Source organism: Aliiroseovarius pelagivivens (assembly GCF_900302485.1).
In the GTDB taxonomy this organism is placed as follows: domain Bacteria; phylum Pseudomonadota; class Alphaproteobacteria; order Rhodobacterales; family Rhodobacteraceae; genus Aliiroseovarius; species Aliiroseovarius pelagivivens.
Map to the genome: position 1 here is coordinate 1,180,496 of NZ_OMOI01000001.1, position 16,477 is coordinate 1,196,972.

At 57.5% G+C, this 16,477-nt stretch carries 14 protein-coding genes; 6 read left to right on the forward strand and 8 right to left on the reverse strand.

What is annotated here, in order from left to right:
- The first annotated feature begins 678 nt into the window (after nt 1-678).
- Together ALP8811_RS05795 and ALP8811_RS05800 are read left to right on the forward strand one after the other, a co-directional pair.
- Nucleotides 679-4,383, forward strand: a complete 3,705-nt coding sequence (locus ALP8811_RS05795; RefSeq protein ID WP_108856196.1) for a vitamin B12-dependent ribonucleotide reductase — start codon at nt 679-681, stop codon at nt 4,381-4,383.
- Nucleotides 4,384-4,759: 376 nt separating this feature from the next.
- Entirely contained in the window at nt 4,760-5,047 is a 288-nt protein-coding gene (locus ALP8811_RS05800) for a hypothetical protein (RefSeq protein WP_108856197.1), read from the forward strand.
- Between the two features lie 74 nt (nt 5,048-5,121).
- Here ALP8811_RS05800 and ilvN read toward each other — a convergent pair whose 3' ends face one another.
- From ilvN to ALP8811_RS05835, 7 genes are all read right to left on the reverse strand, one after another.
- Nucleotides 5,122-5,682, reverse strand: coding sequence for an acetolactate synthase small subunit (ilvN, locus tag ALP8811_RS05805; protein WP_108856198.1), 561 nt, complete (start codon nt 5,680-5,682; stop codon nt 5,122-5,124).
- A gap of 13 nt (nt 5,683-5,695) precedes the next feature.
- Complete coding sequence (locus tag ALP8811_RS05810) at nt 5,696-7,450, reverse strand: acetolactate synthase 3 large subunit (RefSeq protein ID WP_108856199.1); 1,755 nt, start codon at nt 7,448-7,450, stop codon at nt 5,696-5,698.
- Nucleotides 7,451-7,843: 393 nt separating this feature from the next.
- A complete protein-coding gene (locus ALP8811_RS05815; RefSeq protein WP_108856200.1) occupies nt 7,844-8,701 on the reverse strand; it encodes an arginyltransferase in 858 nt (285 codons plus the stop codon).
- A 110-nt stretch (nt 8,702-8,811) separates the two neighbouring features.
- Entirely contained in the window at nt 8,812-9,297 is a 486-nt protein-coding gene (locus ALP8811_RS05820; protein WP_108856201.1) for an RDD family protein, read from the reverse strand.
- Between the two features lie 79 nt (nt 9,298-9,376).
- On the reverse strand, nt 9,377-9,901 hold the full coding sequence (locus tag ALP8811_RS05825; RefSeq protein ID WP_245924579.1) for a DUF2852 domain-containing protein: 525 nt from the start codon (nt 9,899-9,901) through the stop codon (nt 9,377-9,379).
- Between the two features lie 201 nt (nt 9,902-10,102).
- Nucleotides 10,103-10,591 (reverse strand): enoyl-CoA hydratase, encoded by a 489-nt coding sequence (locus ALP8811_RS05830; RefSeq protein WP_108856203.1) that lies wholly within the window; start codon nt 10,589-10,591, stop codon nt 10,103-10,105.
- A gap of 3 nt (nt 10,592-10,594) precedes the next feature.
- Complete coding sequence (locus ALP8811_RS05835; protein WP_108856204.1) at nt 10,595-11,128, reverse strand: cytochrome b; 534 nt, start codon at nt 11,126-11,128, stop codon at nt 10,595-10,597.
- A gap of 137 nt (nt 11,129-11,265) precedes the next feature.
- Between ALP8811_RS05835 and ALP8811_RS05840 the strand changes: the two genes are divergently transcribed.
- Nucleotides 11,266-11,745 carry a MarR family winged helix-turn-helix transcriptional regulator gene (locus ALP8811_RS05840; protein WP_181363695.1) on the forward strand — a complete coding sequence of 160 codons (480 nt, stop codon included), beginning with the start codon at nt 11,266-11,268 and terminating at the stop codon, nt 11,743-11,745.
- Nucleotides 11,746-11,748: 3 nt separating this feature from the next.
- Here the strand turns inward: ALP8811_RS05840 and ALP8811_RS05845 are convergent, their stop codons facing one another.
- Nucleotides 11,749-12,216 (reverse strand): YbaK/EbsC family protein, encoded by a 468-nt coding sequence (locus ALP8811_RS05845; protein ID WP_108856206.1) that lies wholly within the window; start codon nt 12,214-12,216, stop codon nt 11,749-11,751.
- Nucleotides 12,217-12,348: 132 nt separating this feature from the next.
- Between ALP8811_RS05845 and ALP8811_RS05850 the strand changes: the two genes are divergently transcribed.
- The 3 genes from ALP8811_RS05850 to ALP8811_RS05860 all read left to right on the forward strand — a co-directional run bounded on the left by ALP8811_RS05850 (nt 12,349) and on the right by ALP8811_RS05860 (nt 16,458).
- Nucleotides 12,349-15,144, forward strand: a complete 2,796-nt coding sequence (locus ALP8811_RS05850) for a [protein-PII] uridylyltransferase family protein (RefSeq protein ID WP_108856207.1) — start codon at nt 12,349-12,351, stop codon at nt 15,142-15,144.
- Between the two features lie 18 nt (nt 15,145-15,162).
- Nucleotides 15,163-15,435, forward strand: coding sequence for a hypothetical protein (locus ALP8811_RS05855; protein ID WP_108856208.1), 273 nt, complete (start codon nt 15,163-15,165; stop codon nt 15,433-15,435).
- Nucleotides 15,436-15,636: 201 nt separating this feature from the next.
- Nucleotides 15,637-16,458: a hypothetical protein gene (locus ALP8811_RS05860; RefSeq protein ID WP_146183995.1), complete on the forward strand. Its 822-nt coding sequence runs from the start codon at nt 15,637-15,639 to the stop codon at nt 16,456-16,458.
- The last annotated feature ends 19 nt before the right edge of the window (nt 16,459-16,477 follow it).

The following is a 16,477-nucleotide window of genomic DNA, read 5'->3' on the forward strand; positions in this document are numbered from 1 at the left end:
GTTTGTCGTTCGAGAGATCAGTGTGACGGAAGTCACCACTATATATGGTGGTCTCCGGCCGATTTTCGCACGCTAATTTACATCCCAAATCCAGTGCGATGTCACGCAGAGGTGAGTCGGTTTTTTGGCGGGATTGGCCACCGACCCCTCGCAGATCGGACGCGTGCTTTCCTAAACCAACCGCTCATGTGTCGCAGAAGTCGCAGGTGTTCCGTTTGTGCACTATCGCTTGTGGGGAAATGCCTCGCTTCAAGCAACATGTAGTGTTCGAAGTGTAAACTAGCCAATTTACTAGCAAAAGAAGGTTTCTAGCTAAGGTTGAATATAGTTAGAATCAACCGGGCGACATCCGATGGTTGTGCGCCCACCTGCGTCAACAGAAAAGAGTTGGGGATATCTTTGAATTTATCGTTGACGGTATAGGGATGTCTACGCCAGATTGTGGGGGCTAGTCGAAAGGGCCACAATATATAGTGGCTCGCGGTTGGTAGGGTGAAACAGGGGCCAAGCTTTGATTTGGAAGTTTCAAGGGTGCGTCACTTCGATGGTGCGCGGCTCTCGACGGTATTCCTGTGTCTTATCCTCACGCTGTTCGACTAGCACGAATTTGATCGAAAAGGGCAGATCCCTTGCACTGACGGGGCGCAAGGGACCACTAAAGGGACTGGACAGGGCACAATGAAGATTGAACGCAAATTCACTAGATCGGGGCAGGGCGCGTATTCAGAGCTGGATTTCACCACCACGGTGTCAGAAATTCGCAACCCGGACGGAACAATCGTTTTCAAACTGGACGAATGCGAAGTGCCGACAAGCTGGAGCCAAGTGGCATCCGATGTGATTGCGCAGAAATACTTCCGGAAGGCCGGCGTTCCGGCTGCTCTTAAAAAGGTTAAGGAAAAGGGCGTTCCTGAATTCCTGTGGCGTTCAGTTCCCGATGAAAAAGCCATGGCCGATCTGCCCGAAGATCAGCGCTTTGGCGGTGAAACCTCGGCCAAACAGGTGTTCGACCGTCTGGCAGGCGCATGGGCCTATTGGGGCTGGAAGGGTGGCTACTTTACCACCGAAGAAGACGCTCGCGCCTATTTCGACGAAATGCGTCACATGCTTGCCAGCCAGCGCGCCGCGCCGAACTCGCCCCAATGGTTCAACACCGGTCTGCATTGGGCCTATGGCATCGATGGTCCTGCACAGGGCCACTATTATGTGGATCACAAGACCCGCAAGCTGACTCGCTCGAAGTCCAGCTATGAGCATCCGCAGCCGCACGCCTGTTTCATTCAGTCGGTTGGCGATGATCTGGTTGGCGACGGCGGCATCATGGACCTGTGGGTTCGCGAAGCGCGCCTGTTCAAATATGGTTCGGGCACTGGCACCAACTTTTCGTCCCTGCGTGCAGCGAATGAAGAGCTGTCGGGTGGCGGTAAATCCTCGGGTCTGATGGGCTTCCTGAAAATCGGCGACCGTGCCGCGGGCGCGATCAAGTCGGGTGGCACCACGCGCCGCGCCGCTAAGATGGTGATCGTCGATGCGGATCACCCGGATATCGAGGAATACATCAACTGGAAGGTCAAGGAAGAGCAGAAGGTGGCCAGCCTGGTTGCTGGCTCGAAGATGCATGAAGAGCATCTGAACCACATCTTTGCGGCCATCCGTGCCTGGGACGGCAAAGCAGAAGATGCCTATGATCCCAAAACCAACGACACGCTGAAAGAGGCCATTCGCGCCGCGAAAAAAGTCGCGATCCCCGAAAACTACGTCAAGCGCGTGTTGGATTATGCAAAGCAGGGTTTCGGCTCGATCGAATTCCCGACCTATGACACCGACTGGGACAGCGAGGCTTACGCCACCGTTTCGGGCCAGAACTCGAACAACTCGGTCCGCGTCACCGACAGCTTCCTGAAGGCTGTTGAAGCCGACGCAGATTGGGAACTGATCCGCCGCACCGACGGCAGCGTAGCGAAGACCATCAAGGCGCGCGACCTGTGGGAACAGATCGGCCACGCCGCATGGTCTTGCGCAGATCCCGGCATTCAGTATCACGATACGGTCAACGCGTGGCACACCTGCCCTGAAGACGGTGCGATCCGCGGCTCGAACCCGTGCTCGGAATACATGTTCCTGGACGACACCGCGTGTAACCTTGCTTCGATGAACCTGCTGACCTTCCTGAAGGATGGCGAGTTCCAGGCTGAAGATTACATGCACGCCACCCGCCTGTGGACCATCACGCTGGAAATCTCGGTCATGATGGCGCAGTTCCCGTCGAAAGAGATCGCGGAATTGTCCTATGTTTTCCGCACCTTGGGTCTTGGGTATGCCAATATCGGCGGCCTACTGATGAACATGGGTTATGGCTATGACAGCGACGAAGGCCGTGCACTGTGCGGGGCCTTGACGGCGATCATGACCGGTGTGGCCTATGCGACCTCGGCCGAGATGGCGAACGAGCTGGGCGCCTTTGAAGGCTACGAGCGCAACAAAGAGCACATGCTGCGCGTCATCCAGAACCACCGCAACGCCGCCTATGGTGCAAGCGATGGGTATCAGGATCTGGCCGTGAAGCCGGTGCCGCTGGATATGAAAAACTGCCCCGATGCCAAGCTGGTCGATCTGGCCATGGGCGCGTGGGACGAAGCCTATGCGCTTGGCGAAAAGCACGGTTATCGCAACGCGCAGGTGTCCGTGATTGCACCCACCGGCACCATTGGTCTGGTGATGGACTGCGACACGACGGGGATCGAGCCCGACTTTGCTTTGGTAAAGTTCAAGAAACTGGCCGGTGGCGGTTACTTCAAGATCATCAACCGATCGGTGCCTGCGGCCCTTGAGAAACTGGGCTATGACAGTGCGCAGATTGAAGAAGTCATCGCCTATGCTGTCGGTCACGGCACCATGGGGAACGCGCCTGCGATCAATCACACGACCCTGATTGGACACGGGTTCGGACAGAACGAGATCGAGAAGATCGAGGCTGCTCTGTCGTCCGCCTTCGACATCCGTTTCGTGTTCAACCAGTGGACGCTGGGCGAGGAATTCTGCACCAATGTGTTGGGTATTCCCACTGAGAAGCTGAACGACCCAGAGTTTAACCTGCTGCGTCACCTTGGCTTTACGCGTCAGGACATCGAAGCCGCGAACGATCACGTTCTGGGCACGATGACGCTGGAAGGTGCTCCGCATCTGAAGGAAGAGCACTATAACGTCTTTGATTGCGCCAACCCGTGTGGCAAAAAAGGCAAGCGTTTCCTGAGTGTTGATAGCCATATCTACATGATGGCCGCGGCTCAATCGTTCATCTCGGGTGCGATCTCGAAAACGATCAACATGCCGAATGATGCCACCATTGAAGACTGCCAGAAGGCTTATGAACTCAGCTGGTCGCTGGGCGTGAAGGCCAACGCGCTCTATCGCGACGGCTCGAAGCTCAGCCAGCCTCTGGCTGCGGCTCTGGTCGAGGATGACGAAGAGGCAGAGGAAATCCTGGCCTCGGGATCGCCCCACGAAAAAGCTGTGACGCTGGCTGAAAAGATCATCGAAAAAGTGGTGATCAAAGAAGTCGCACGTGGTCGCGAGAAACTGCCCGAGCGCCGCAAGGGCTATACCCAGAAGGCTATCGTAGGCGGCCACAAGGTCTATCTGCGTACGGGCGAATATGAGACCGGCTCGTTGGGTGAGATCTTCATCGACATGCATAAAGAAGGCGCTGGCTTCCGTGCGATGATGAACAACTTCGCCATCGCGGTGTCGGTTGGCCTGCAATACGGCGTACCGCTGGAGGAGTTCGTGGACGCCTTCACCTTCACGAAGTTCGAACCGGCAGGCATGGTTCAGGGCAACGACTCGATCAAGAACGCGACGTCGATCCTTGACTATATCTTCCGCGAGCTGGCCGTGTCCTATCTGGACCGCACTGATCTGGCGCATGTGAAACCGCAGGGTGCATCGTTTGATGATCTGGGCCGTGGCGAGGAAGAAGGCGTATCGAACGTGCAAGAGCCGTCCGAAACTGCCGCGACCAAGTCCTTGGAAGTGCTGAAACAAATCAGCTCGTCCGGTTATCTGCGCAAGCGTTTGCCGCAGGAACTGGTGGTTCTGCAAGGTGGTGTGGAAGCGGGGGGAACGGCATTGACCGGGACCGATCCCATCGGTGCGCTGAACACATTGGTGCCGGAAACATCTGGTGACACGGCTGTGGTCGAAATGTCCATCACCGAGGCGTCGGTTACGACCGGCACAGTGAACACCATTGATGCACGGACCAAGGCCAAAATGCAGGGCTATGAGGGCGATCCCTGTGGCGAATGCGGCAACTATACGCTGGTGCGTAACGGTACCTGCATGAAGTGCAACACCTGCGGCTCGACCACGGGCTGTAGCTAACGGTTTCGTCTAGGCCGCCGTGTCCCAAGTGGCGGCCCAGGCAAGGTTAGGGTGGGTACGGGGGATGCCCGCCATCCTAACATGGGGCAGGTGCGCTTGCCCCCGACACAGATAGGGCCGCAGGCAAATAAACCGAGCGGTACCAATGATGAGCCCTATCAGTGAAACTGGGGTGTCCTGCGGGGCACCCCGTTTTTCTTTTTGATCCCTTACGAACGGGATGGCTCTTGTGCGTGGCAGGCCACGCGCCCAACAAAGTTAACAACTGTCATAAAACTTAAACAAACAGGAAATACTGGAAGCAAAAGCCACTAGCTCTCCAAGCAGGAAGGGTATTCGGCTGACAGGCGTCGATAGAAGGGTGAAGGAGGGATCAATGCTTGGTCTGGTGCTGTGGTATGATGACAAGACCGGGAACGGTCTGGTCTGGTGCGAGGATCAAGGGCCGCTGGCGTGTATCCGGTCGAGGGACACAGTCCTGGAAGGCATCGACAGGCTGGAGCAAGGGCAGCTTGTCCGCTGCAAGGTCGCAAAACGGGATGAGCATCGCATGGTCATGATTGTCACGGGTGTTGAAGGGGATATCCCATCTGAAGACCTGCGCAATATCCTGACACAAAACCGGGAACGCCGGGAAAGGCCATCGTTGAAAGTGGTCGCCTAGGATCACAGGGACTCTCCAATAGAAAACGCCCGGTCGCAGAGGCAACCGGGCGTTCTTCTTTTCAGGTGGCAGGCTTAGACGCCGCGGGGCAGGGCGGCGACACCAGTACGTGCTACTTCGCTCAGTCCCAGCGGGCGCATCAGCTCGGCAAAGGCGTCGATTTTCTCGGTCGTACCGGTGATCTCGAACACAAAGCTGTCCAGCGTGCTGTCCACAACATTTGCGCGGAAGATGTCGGCCAGACGCAGAGCCTCGACGCGCTTGTCGCCAGCGCCTTCGACTTTCAAAAGCGCCAGTTCCCGCTCGACCGCCGGACCTTCGACCGTCAGATCGTGCACTTCGTGCACCGGAACGATGCGACCCAACTGCGCCTTGATCTGTTCGATCACGGCGGGTGTGCCAGTGGTCACGATGGTGATGCGCGACAGATGACCTTCGTGATCAACCTCGGCCACGGTCAGGCTTTCAATGTTGTACCCACGACCGGCGAACAAGCCGATCACGCGGGCTAGGACGCCCGCTTCATTGTCCACCACACAGGCCAGCGTATGGCGTTCGATGATGTCCGAATTGGGGTCGCGCAGGTCATAGGCGGACTTGCGGGAGGAACCTTTTTTGATTTTTAGTGCAGACATTTAAAAGCCCTCCTTAAACCAGTGTTGCGCCAGCGGCACCGATAACGCCTTGCGTCTCGGCTTCGCCCATCAGCATGTCATTATGCGGTGCGCCCGACGGGATCATCGGGAAGCAGTTGGCGTGTTTTTCAACCAGAACGTCCAGAATGAACGGGCCGTCATAGTCCAGCATCTCTTGAATGGCGTCGTCCAGCTCGGCCGGGTCCGAGACCTGACGGCCCTTGCAGCCAAAGGCATCTGCCAGTTTCACGAAATCAGGCAGGCTTTCCGACCAGCTGTGCGAATAGCGTTCACCGTGCAGCAGTTCTTGCCACTGGCGTACCATGCCCAGACGTTCGTTGTTCAGGATGAACTGTTTGATCGGCGCGCGGAACTGAACCGCTGTGCCCATTTCTTGCATGTTCATCAGCCACGAGGCGTCGCCCGCCACGTTGATCACGCAGGCGTCGGGATGTGCGATCTGCGCACCCAGCGAGGCCGGCAGGCCATAACCCATCGTGCCCAAGCCACCCGAGGTCAACCAGCGGTTCGGATCTTCGAAGCCCAGGAACTGCGCGGCCCACATCTGGTGCTGGCCCACTTCGGTCGCAACATAGCGGTCCTTGTCCTTGGTCAGCGCCTCAAGGCGTTCCAGCGCGTGTTGAGGCTGAATGACGTCATCGGTTTTCTGATAGGACAGGCAGCGACGCTCTTGCCATTCGCCGATCTGTCCGGTCCATTTGGCCAGACCGTCTTTGTTGGTCTTACGCCCGCGCGCTTTCCAGACCTTCAGAAGGTCCTCAAGTACATGCCCAACATCGCCGATGATCGGCAGATCCACGTGGATCACTTTGTTGATCGAGCTCGGGTCGATGTCGATATGCGCTTTCTTCGAGTTGGGACTGAACGCATCCAGGCGGCCGGTGATCCGGTCGTCGAAACGCGCACCAACGCAGATCATCAGATCGCAGTCATGCATCGCCATATTGGCTTCATAAAGACCGTGCATGCCCAGCATGCCCAGCCAATGTTCACCCGAAGCGGGGTAGGCGCCCAGACCCATCAGGGTCGAGGTGATCGGGAAGCCAGTCGCGTCTACCAGTTCGCGCAACAATTGACTGGCCGCAGGTCCAGAGTTGATCACGCCGCCGCCGGTATAGAAGATCGGACGCTCGGCGGTTTCCATCAGCTCGGCCAGTTCGGTGATCGCGTCGATGTCACCGCGCATCTGCGGCTGGTAGTGACCAGTTTCGGTCTTGGCAGGCGGTGTATAGCTGCCGGTCGCAAACTGAACATCCTTCGGAATGTCGATCAGCGTCGGTCCTGGACGGCCCGACATCGCCACGTGGAACGCCTGATGGATGGTCTCGGACAGCTTGTCAGTCTCTTTCACCAACCAGTTATGCTTGGTGCAAGGGCGGGTGATGCCAACGGTGTCGGCTTCCTGAAAACCGTCGGTGCCGATCATGAATGTCGGAACCTGACCGGTCAGAACAACCAGCGGGATCGAATCCAGCAAAGCGTCAGTCAGGCCGGTTACGGCGTTCGTCGCACCGGGACCCGAGGTTACCAAAACAACGCCGGGCTTGCCGGTCGCGCGGGCATAGCCCTCGGCGGCGTGGACGGCGCCCTGTTCGTGGCGCACAAGGATGTGACGAATATCGTTCTGCTGAAAGATCTCGTCATAAATTGGTAGGACGGCGCCCCCGGGATACCCGAATACTGTGTCCACACCCTGATCCTTCAGGGCTTGAACTACCATTTTCGCTCCGGTCATCTGACGTGTCATCTTCTTCTCCGTTCCACGTGCGCTTCTCACAAAAAAGCCCCCGATCATTTCGGGGGCGCATGGGGTTCCATTATGGTTCCGTTACCGGCCCATGCGCCAATTTCTAACAAGTACTAGGACGCTGCCCATTTCGGGTTTTCCCATGTTCTTGCCCAAGGGGATCCTTGAAGGCTTCATCAATATATGCGCGGGACATTATGAGCGGTCGGCGGGGGCGTCAACCGCGAAAGCGTGTATAAAATGTCGTGCAGGCGAATTTTTTGTAATTTTTGGTCTTCTTGGGGTGGGTCGGGCGCAATTTATGGAAATTCAGGCGGTATTCGGTCCGTTTTTCCATGAATTCTTCGCGCCAAACCATGCACGCGCAGCAACGCGCCGAACTTTTGCGTCTTGTCAGGCTTCGCGATGGCTCTTGCTGGCCGTGTCCGGCAAAGTGATGCTGGCCACCTGTTCTGCGATTGGATCGGTGGATAGGGGGTGCAGCTCGGCCGAGTAATCTTCGTCCGTAATCAGTGGTGTCCAATGATTGTCGCGGTAGATCTCGATGGATGAAAACGTGGCCTTATAGTCCATCTTCGGGCTGCCGGGCACCCAGTAACCCAGATAGACGTATGGAAGGCCAGCCTCGCGCGCGATGTTGATGTGATCGAGGATCATATAGGTGCCAAGGGATTTGCGATGCCATTCGGGATCGTAAAAGGAATAGACCATGGACAACCCGTCCTCGAGCACATCGGTCAGGCAGACCGCGCGCAATGGACCATTCGCGTCATCCCCCGGATGCTGATCCGGGCCACGCTCGGCATATTCGATCACACGGCTTTTGATCGGGGTTTCTTCGATCATCGCGGCAAACTCGAACACATCCATATCCGCCATGCCACCTTCGGCGTGGCGATTGTCCAGATAGCGGCGGAAAAGTTCGTACTGATCTTCGCTGGCCCACGGGGCGCGGGCGCGGCGTTCAAGGATCGCATTGCGCTTGGCTGTGCGGCGTTGGCTTTTGGTGGGTTTGAAATCAGCGACTCGGATCCGCGCGGACAAACAGGCCGAGCATTCGGCGCAGGACGGGCGATAGAGGACGTTTTGCGATCGTCGGAACCCTTGCTTTGACAGGGTGTCGTTCAGTGTTTCCGCATGCTCGCCCTGAAGGGCCGTGAACAGCTTGCGTTCCATGCGCCCGTCAAGATACGGGCACTCCTGCGGAGCAGTCACATAGAACTGAGGGGCAAGCGGAAGTGTATGGCGCATGGTCTCTCGAAATCATCTCAAATCGAAACGAGCCTAGCCTGACCTTGCGGCTTCGGGCAAGCCCCCGTTGATTATCAGAGTAAACGGGGGCTTTTCCGCGTAATCCGGCGTTAGCGCCGCTCGGACGTGCGGTTGATGGCGGCGGTGCCCAGCACCATGTCACTAAGCCCTTGGCCACGTGCGGTGGTGAACATCATGACCAACGAGATCATCTGAAGCACCCCTGTCGACACGGACATGTAATATCCCAAGGTGTGCAGGGCGGCGGTTTGGCGGTCAAACCGCTGACCGTCATGGCGGCGTAGTTCGATTGCGGTCAAGCGCATTCCGATGGTTGCGGACTTATTGGTCAGTGTGGTCATTCGATAGACAAAACCAACCGCCAGATAGACAAGTCCCGACAGGAAAAATCCAATCCCAAAGGTCAAAATCCCGATGCAAAAGAACATCCCAAAGATCAGCACCACGTCGATGAACCACGCCAGAAGGCGTTTCAGCGTCACATCCTGATAGAACTCGGCCTGAGTGTCAGGGTCCGGCAAGCCCCAAAGGCCTGCGCCGTTGGGATTGCTGCGATGGTCGTAAGAATGGGTCATTGCGTCCTAGGCATTTTCTTGGGTCATGCAGAACCCGGCCCCCAAAAAGGGCCGGGAGAATTGTAAACTCGCGTCAAGTTTACTTCTTTTTGCGCTTGGGTTCATCCAGGATTTCGACATCCTCGGCCACGTCTTCAACATCATCTTCCGACAGGTCACCCTCGTCGATGGTCGAGTTGCGAGCGGCTTCAGCGCGATCGTCCATGAACTGGTCAAACTCGGACTTGTCCTTTGCGGCGCGCAGACGTTCAAGGAAGGCTTCAAAGGCTTCCTGTTCGCTCATCAAACGGCGCAGGGTCTCGGCCTTATAGGCGTCAAACGCGGTGTTGCCCGAGCTTGCAAAGCCGTGGCGGTGCGACATGTGGCGGTCCTGCCAAGCCTGGCTGTCATGGGTGCGGCGGTGAGAACAGGATTTCGAAAACATGCGTTTGCTCCAGATCATATATGCAAGAAGGGCAAGGCCGACTGGCCAGAAAAGGATGAAGCTGACGACCATGGTGGCGATCCAAGCGCCTTTACCACGAGCGTCCAGCCATGCCTCGGCGCGAGAAAACCAACCACGGGGGGCGGTTTCATAATGAGTGGTATGGGCGGCGGTGTTCATAATGGTCTCCATCGTGCTGACTGTGTTTCGTTTAATGTGAATGCCTTTCACATGACTAAGATGTGGGGACTTAACGGTTGGGTTCAAGGATAAATGTGAAAGTATTTTACATTATTTTCGAAGTGCATTGAAATAATGAGATAAATAAAGAAAAAGAGCGGTGAAAACTCACCGCCCTTTTGGGTTTCACAAGGTCGAAAGTCAGGCCGGAAGGGCGCTGGAGGGTGCTTTTTGACCTAGCCGTGGCTTGAACGCGCCCATGATCAGCTCTGTTACAAGTGGCAGCACGTTGGACATCCCAACGAGCGCCTCGCGTGCTTCCAGTGCGTGGAACGCGTCGCTCACTGGTTCTGCCGGGTCGCCTGCTTCTGCAAGGGCAAGCAGGTCGGGCATCATCGGCACAAGGAAGACAAATGCGTTCACTGCTAGGAACGCCTGACAGGCAAGCTTGACGATCATCCAGCGCGCGCGCTCTTTCCAGATGAAGAACAGTGCCAAGTCGCACGCGAGTTTAAGACCCAGACCTGGCAGGATAAGGATATAGGCGCTGGTCAGCTTGTAATTGTAGACCGTCACCGCGGTTGCGCCATCTGGTGTTCCGATGACAGCTCCAATCACGATGTGAGAGAGAATACCGCCGACATATAGAATGCCGGCGATCTCGTTTACGAAATCGAGGGTCCTGCGCACGGCTCAGGCGTCCCGATTTCCAAACCACATGCGGCTGAACAGCCCGTCTTTCAGCTTGAACTGGTGATAGGCCCAACCCGCGATATGAGCCACAATGGTGAGCATCAACAGTTTTGACAGGATACCATGCGCTGTGCGCGGCACGAGGTGGTCAAAGCTTTCTGGCAGAGGTGCTCCGGAGCCGAAGAATACAATATCTGGCAGCCCTGCACCCATCGCGATGCCCATGCCGCTGGCGACCATCAGGAACACAAGAATATAGAGAACCCAATGGGCGGCGCCGCCCGCAAAGTTCAAGAAGCCGTTTCCAGTGTCGGCTTTCGGTGGATGTGCGCTGCGCAGGCGCGTGACAAGGCGCACGATCATCAGGACGCCGACTATGATGCCGATCGACATGTGGCCGCGTAGGCTGAACATTTTGTCTGGGTGATCATTTGGTAGAGCAGCAAGAACATTCGACCCCATGACCAAAGCAACAAGGATCATTAGGGCGAGAACCCAGTGAAGGGAGACAAGTAAGGGGTGATAACGTTTCATGGCTTTGATTTTCTCATTAGCTGGTAATGCGCCCAAGATACTTGCAAATGCAAATATTGCAAGTGGAAAGTTGCAACTGCAAGTGTTGTCGCTTATGTTGTGCTCGAACGACACGACAAACCTGCCGAGGTATGACCATGAACAAGCCCGACTCTGTGCTTTCGGATTTACGCGATCAGGCACATATGACGCGCACCTCAAGCGCGGGTTGGATGCTTCAGCGGCTGGCTTGTATGACCGACACCCAGATGCAAGCCCGCTTGAAAGCCCACGGGTTAAAGATGGATCACTTCATCGTTTTGATGGCCCTGACCGAGAAAGAAGGGGCCAGCCAGACCGAGATCGGCGAAGGGCTGAGGATCGCGGGATATACGGTCTCGCGCGCACTTGATGCTCTTGAAAAGCGGGAGTTGGTTGAGCGTAAGCAGGACGAGCAGTCTCGTCGTACCCATCGGGTGTTTCTGACAGACGAAGGACAGGCACTGATGCCCGTCATTTTTGGGATCATCGGCGAGCAGAACAAGGCTCTGCTGGGCCAATTGTCGCCGGATGATCAGCGCGAGTTCCTGCGTTTGCTGACGCTTCTAACCAATGCAGCGGGTTCTGATTGCGGCTGATCCCTAGGTGAAGTCACCTAGCGTTGCGCCACAGATACGGATCAGATCGCGGGGCGCGGCAGGGAAAACATGCCGTGGCGTACCGGCGGCGGCCCAGACCTCATCAAACTCCAACAGGCGGGCGTCGTAAAAGGCGCGGACCGGATTGGTCAGCCCGACCGGAGATACGCCGCCGATGGCAAATCCAGTTTCAGCGCGGATCAGTTTCGCATCAGCTTTTCCCAAGGGTTCGCCCGCCAGGGCCGAGGCTTTGGCCGCATCCACCTGATTGCCACCAGCCGTTAGAAACAACAGGACATGGCCCGAGGTTTCGCCGCGAAAGATGACGGATTTCGCAATCTGATCGATTTCGCAACCACAAGCGCGGGCCGCGTCTGCAGCGGTGCGCGTGCTGTCGGACATTTCGATGACGTTGGCGGCAATGCCCCCGTCTGCCAGCGCGGCTTTGACCCGTTTTAGGCTTTTGGACATTCCGGTTCCTGTCGTCTGCTTTGATCCTTTCAGGGACTGTAGCCTTTCAATGGCCATAGGCAAGCTGGCTCGAATGGTCGCAACCTGCTTTCCCATGTTGACCCGCCCCGCCGCCCGGCGCAATTTGCGCATATGAGCCAGAACACCTTCGCCGCCCGCATCGCCCGCACTCCAATCGCCTACGACGCCGAGCCCGCGGCAGATATCGACACACTATTTGCGGATCTGACGCCAGATCTGCGCGAGATCTTGTCTGGGGCGGCTGGCTGTTCGCCATACCTGAAAGGTTTGATGGAAAAGCAGGCCGATTGGTTGCGCGCCGCGCTGAGCATCGCGCCAGAGGATGCCATTACGGCAGCCATGCAGGATATGAATACGGACAGCGACAGCGCGTTGCGGAAGTCTTTGCGCGTGGCAAAGCAGCGTATCGCACTTCTGACGGGGCTTGCGGATCTGGCCGGGGTTTATCAGCTGGAGCAGGTCACCGGCGCGCTGACGGATCTGGCGGATTTTGCCACCCACACGGCCATGACCTTTCAGGTGGGCAATGAAATTCGGCGCGGCAAGTTGCCGGGAATGACGGATGCGGATGTCGAGACCGCCGGGGGCATGGTTGCTCTTGCCATGGGTAAGATGGGTGCCCACGAGCTGAATTATAGCTCGGATGTCGATCTGATCATGCTGTTTGATGACAGCCGCTTCGAAGGCGCCGACTTTCATGAAGCGCGGTCCAGCCACGTGCGCGCCACCCGCAAGATGAGCGCCATGCTGTCCGAGTTGACCGAAGACGGATACGTCTTCCGCACCGATTTGCGGTTGCGGCCGGACCCGTCCGTGACACCCGTCTGTGTCTCTATGGAAGCGGCAGAGCGTTATTACGAAAGCCTTGGTCGCACATGGGAGCGGGCCGCCCACATCAAGGCGCGTCCGTGCGGCGGAGACATTGCAGCCGGCGAGGCCTATCTGACCCGCCTGCGCCCCTTCATCTGGCGCAAGCATCTGGATTTTGCGGCCATCCAAGACGCCCATGACATGCGCTTGCGCATTCGCGAGCACAAAGGTTTGTTTGGTGACATCACACTTCCCGGCCATGATATGAAGTTGGGGCGCGGTGGCATCCGCGAGATCGAGTTTTTCACGCAGACCCGCCAAATTATCGCTGGTGGCCGCGACGAAGGGCTGCGCATGCGCGAAACTGTGCCGGGATTGGCTGCTTTGGCTGCCAAGGACTGGATCCCCACCGATGTGGCCGAGATCCTGACACGGCACTATCGCTTCCACCGCGAGGTTGAGCACCGCGTGCAGATGTTCCGCGATGCTCAGACCCACAACTTGCCCAAAACGGACGACGAATTTGACCGGCTGGCCCGAATGATGGGAGAGGGCGACACCGAAGTGCTAAAAACCCGCATCCATGATGCGTTGGCCGAGGTCCACGAGCTGACCGAGAGCTTCTTCGCGCCGGACGATACCACGGCTGACAGTCGCGAACTTACGGAAAGCGAGGCCGAAATCGTAGCCCGCTGGGAAACCTATCCCTGTTTGCGCTCGGCACGCGCCGTCGAAATTTTCAACCGCCTGAAGCCCGACTTGCTGGCACGTTTGGCCGACGCACCACGTCCGCACGACGCGCTGATCCAGTTTGATGGGTTCCTGAAACGTCTGCCCGCGGGCGTGCAGCTCTTCTCGCTGTTTGAGGCCAACCCGACGCTTGTCGATCTGATCGTCGACATTGCCGCCACGGCCCCCGCGCTGGCGGCCTATCTTGGCCACAACGCGCAAGTTCTGGATGCGGTGATTGGCGGCGGCTTCTTCGAGCCTTGGCCCGGAGGCGACGCGCTTGAGGCAGAGCTGGCCGCGCGGTTGGACAAGGCGCCTGACTATGAGGCCAAGCTTGATGGCACGCGCCGCTGGATGAAAGAATGGCATTTCCGCATCGGCGTGCACTTCCTGCGCGGGCTGATCCACGCGCGCGAGGCGGGTGTGCAATACACAGACCTTGCAGACGCCGTCATTCGCGGCCTCTGGCCCGTTGTGGTGGATAACTTCGCCCTGAAGCACGGTATGCCACCCGGCGCTGGGGCTGCGATCATTGGTATGGGGTCGCTTGGCGCACGGTCGTTGTCTGCGACCTCGGATCTGGATCTGATCGTCATCTATGACCCGAAAGGCGAGGATATGTCGGACGGCCGCCGCCCGTTGGCGACACGGCCTTATTATGCGCGCCTGACACAGGCGTTTCTGACCGCACTGTCCGCCCCGATGGCGGAAGGGCGGCTTTATGAGGTCGACATGCGCCTGCGCCCATCGGGACGCCAAGGAGCGGTGGCCACCTCGATCGAAAGCTTCAAGGCTTACCAGCGGGATGAAGCCTGGACGTGGGAGCATCTGGCCCTGACCCGCGCGCGTGTTGTGGCAGGACCAGAAGGGCTGGCCAAGGACTACGAGGCCGCCCGGGCCGAGGTGCTTGGGTTTGACCGCGACCCGGCCAAGGTGATCGCGGATGTGATCGAGATGCGCAATCGCATCGCGGACGCCAAACAGGCGGGCGGGGCGCTGGACGCCAAGTTGGGAGAAGGCCATCTGCAGGATGTCGAACTGGTGGCTCAGGCGGCTGCGTTGCTGTCCAAGGACACACCGCGGGAACCGGACCGTCAAATCGCTCAAGGTGTCGCCATTGAGTGGTTTTCCGACGGTCAGGCGCGATCTTTGGTGCAGTCGCATGACCTAATGTGGCGCTTGCAGGCCGCGTCCAAACTGCTCTCCGAGGGTCCTTTGGACCTTGAAGATTTAGGGCAGGGCGGTCAGGATCTGCTACTACGCGAGACCGGGGCCGAGAGTGAGGCTGCCCTGATCGAGGATCTGGAGGAGAAGGCGCGGGCTGCGGCCCTAGCCATTGACGAGGTGCTGGCCAACCCGCCTGGGTAAAGCCCGCCGGAGGACCAAATGACGAACCTTATCGACGCCATCGACCAACGCGGGTTGATCCGCGACAGCTATGTGATCGAAGGGATCATGCCCGGTGAATGCCGTTCGATCTTTCTGGACTGGGCGCTGTTTGAAGACCATGACATGCCTCAGGCTGAGCGGATCAAGACGCTGCTTGCGCATTACGGTCCGAAAAATCCGGACCATCCAATGACCGCGGTACTGCACGCAGCTCTGGAAGATGCAGCGCCCCCCAAGCGACGCGGTGGTCGTGCGGGGCGTGTGGGATAAGAAAGCGGACATCGAGGCTGGATTATCAGTTTGGTAATTCCCATGTGAAATGCTGCCTGCATTATGCAACGCAGATACGCTTTTCTCGTCTCTTTTCTTTCTAGTTTCTGGGTGTCAGACACGCTGGCGAACGACACGCGGATCTGCCGCGATGTGTCCGAACTTCAAGCGGCTTATATGCGATTTCAGGATGCAAACCACGTGGCGGATCCGGCTGCTACGAAGCTATTGATGTCGACGCTATCCCAACGGATCAAACGTGTTCGCGATTTTAATGTGCCGACAGGCGTGGTCAGCCAATCGGATGCGCTAGGTGTGATTTCCAATGCTTTGGATCGGGCCGTGGCGCAATCCCGCACGGGTGCCGTGCTTGTGGCGAACCTGTCGTCACTTCGCACGGATCTTGAGCTTCTGACGATCGTCTTTGGCTGCGAGTTTGTCACCTCATCTGATGTCGGAGGCGAGACTAAGCCGCTCGCGATCCGTAAAAAACCCGGTGCGGAACAGGCGGATGTTGGGATGCCTGCCCTAAGTGATCCGATGGTGCTGGGTGGCGGTGCGTTGGGCCTTCTGGCGGTGATGGCCGCGATCTTGGCCCGGCTTGCTCTACATGGCCGCGGCAAACGGGAAGTGTGCAACACGCCGGTGCTGGTTTCCATCAATGATAGATGTACGATGACACGGATTGTCGACATCAATCGAAATGGCATGAAGATCGAGGCAGCGTCGATTCACGAGCAGGATGATTGGGTGGATCTCTATTTCTGCGGCCACAATTGTCGCGGAAAGATCAAGTGGAAGAACGAGTATTTTGCCGGGGTTCGGTTTCAAAAACGTATAAGCCCAACTGCTGTGACTGACATTCTTGAGAAAAGCCAATCGTCTTTGGAGGAGAGTGGTTTAGGGATGAATGCAACACCTTGCTTCAGCTTGGGCTGCCATGAGGGGTGCGGCAAGCATTGTCCAAGCGCGATGACAGAGCGAACGGTAAAGACCCTCGAAAGATCTTATCAGCAGCACTAGATGGGATGTCCGCCGTATT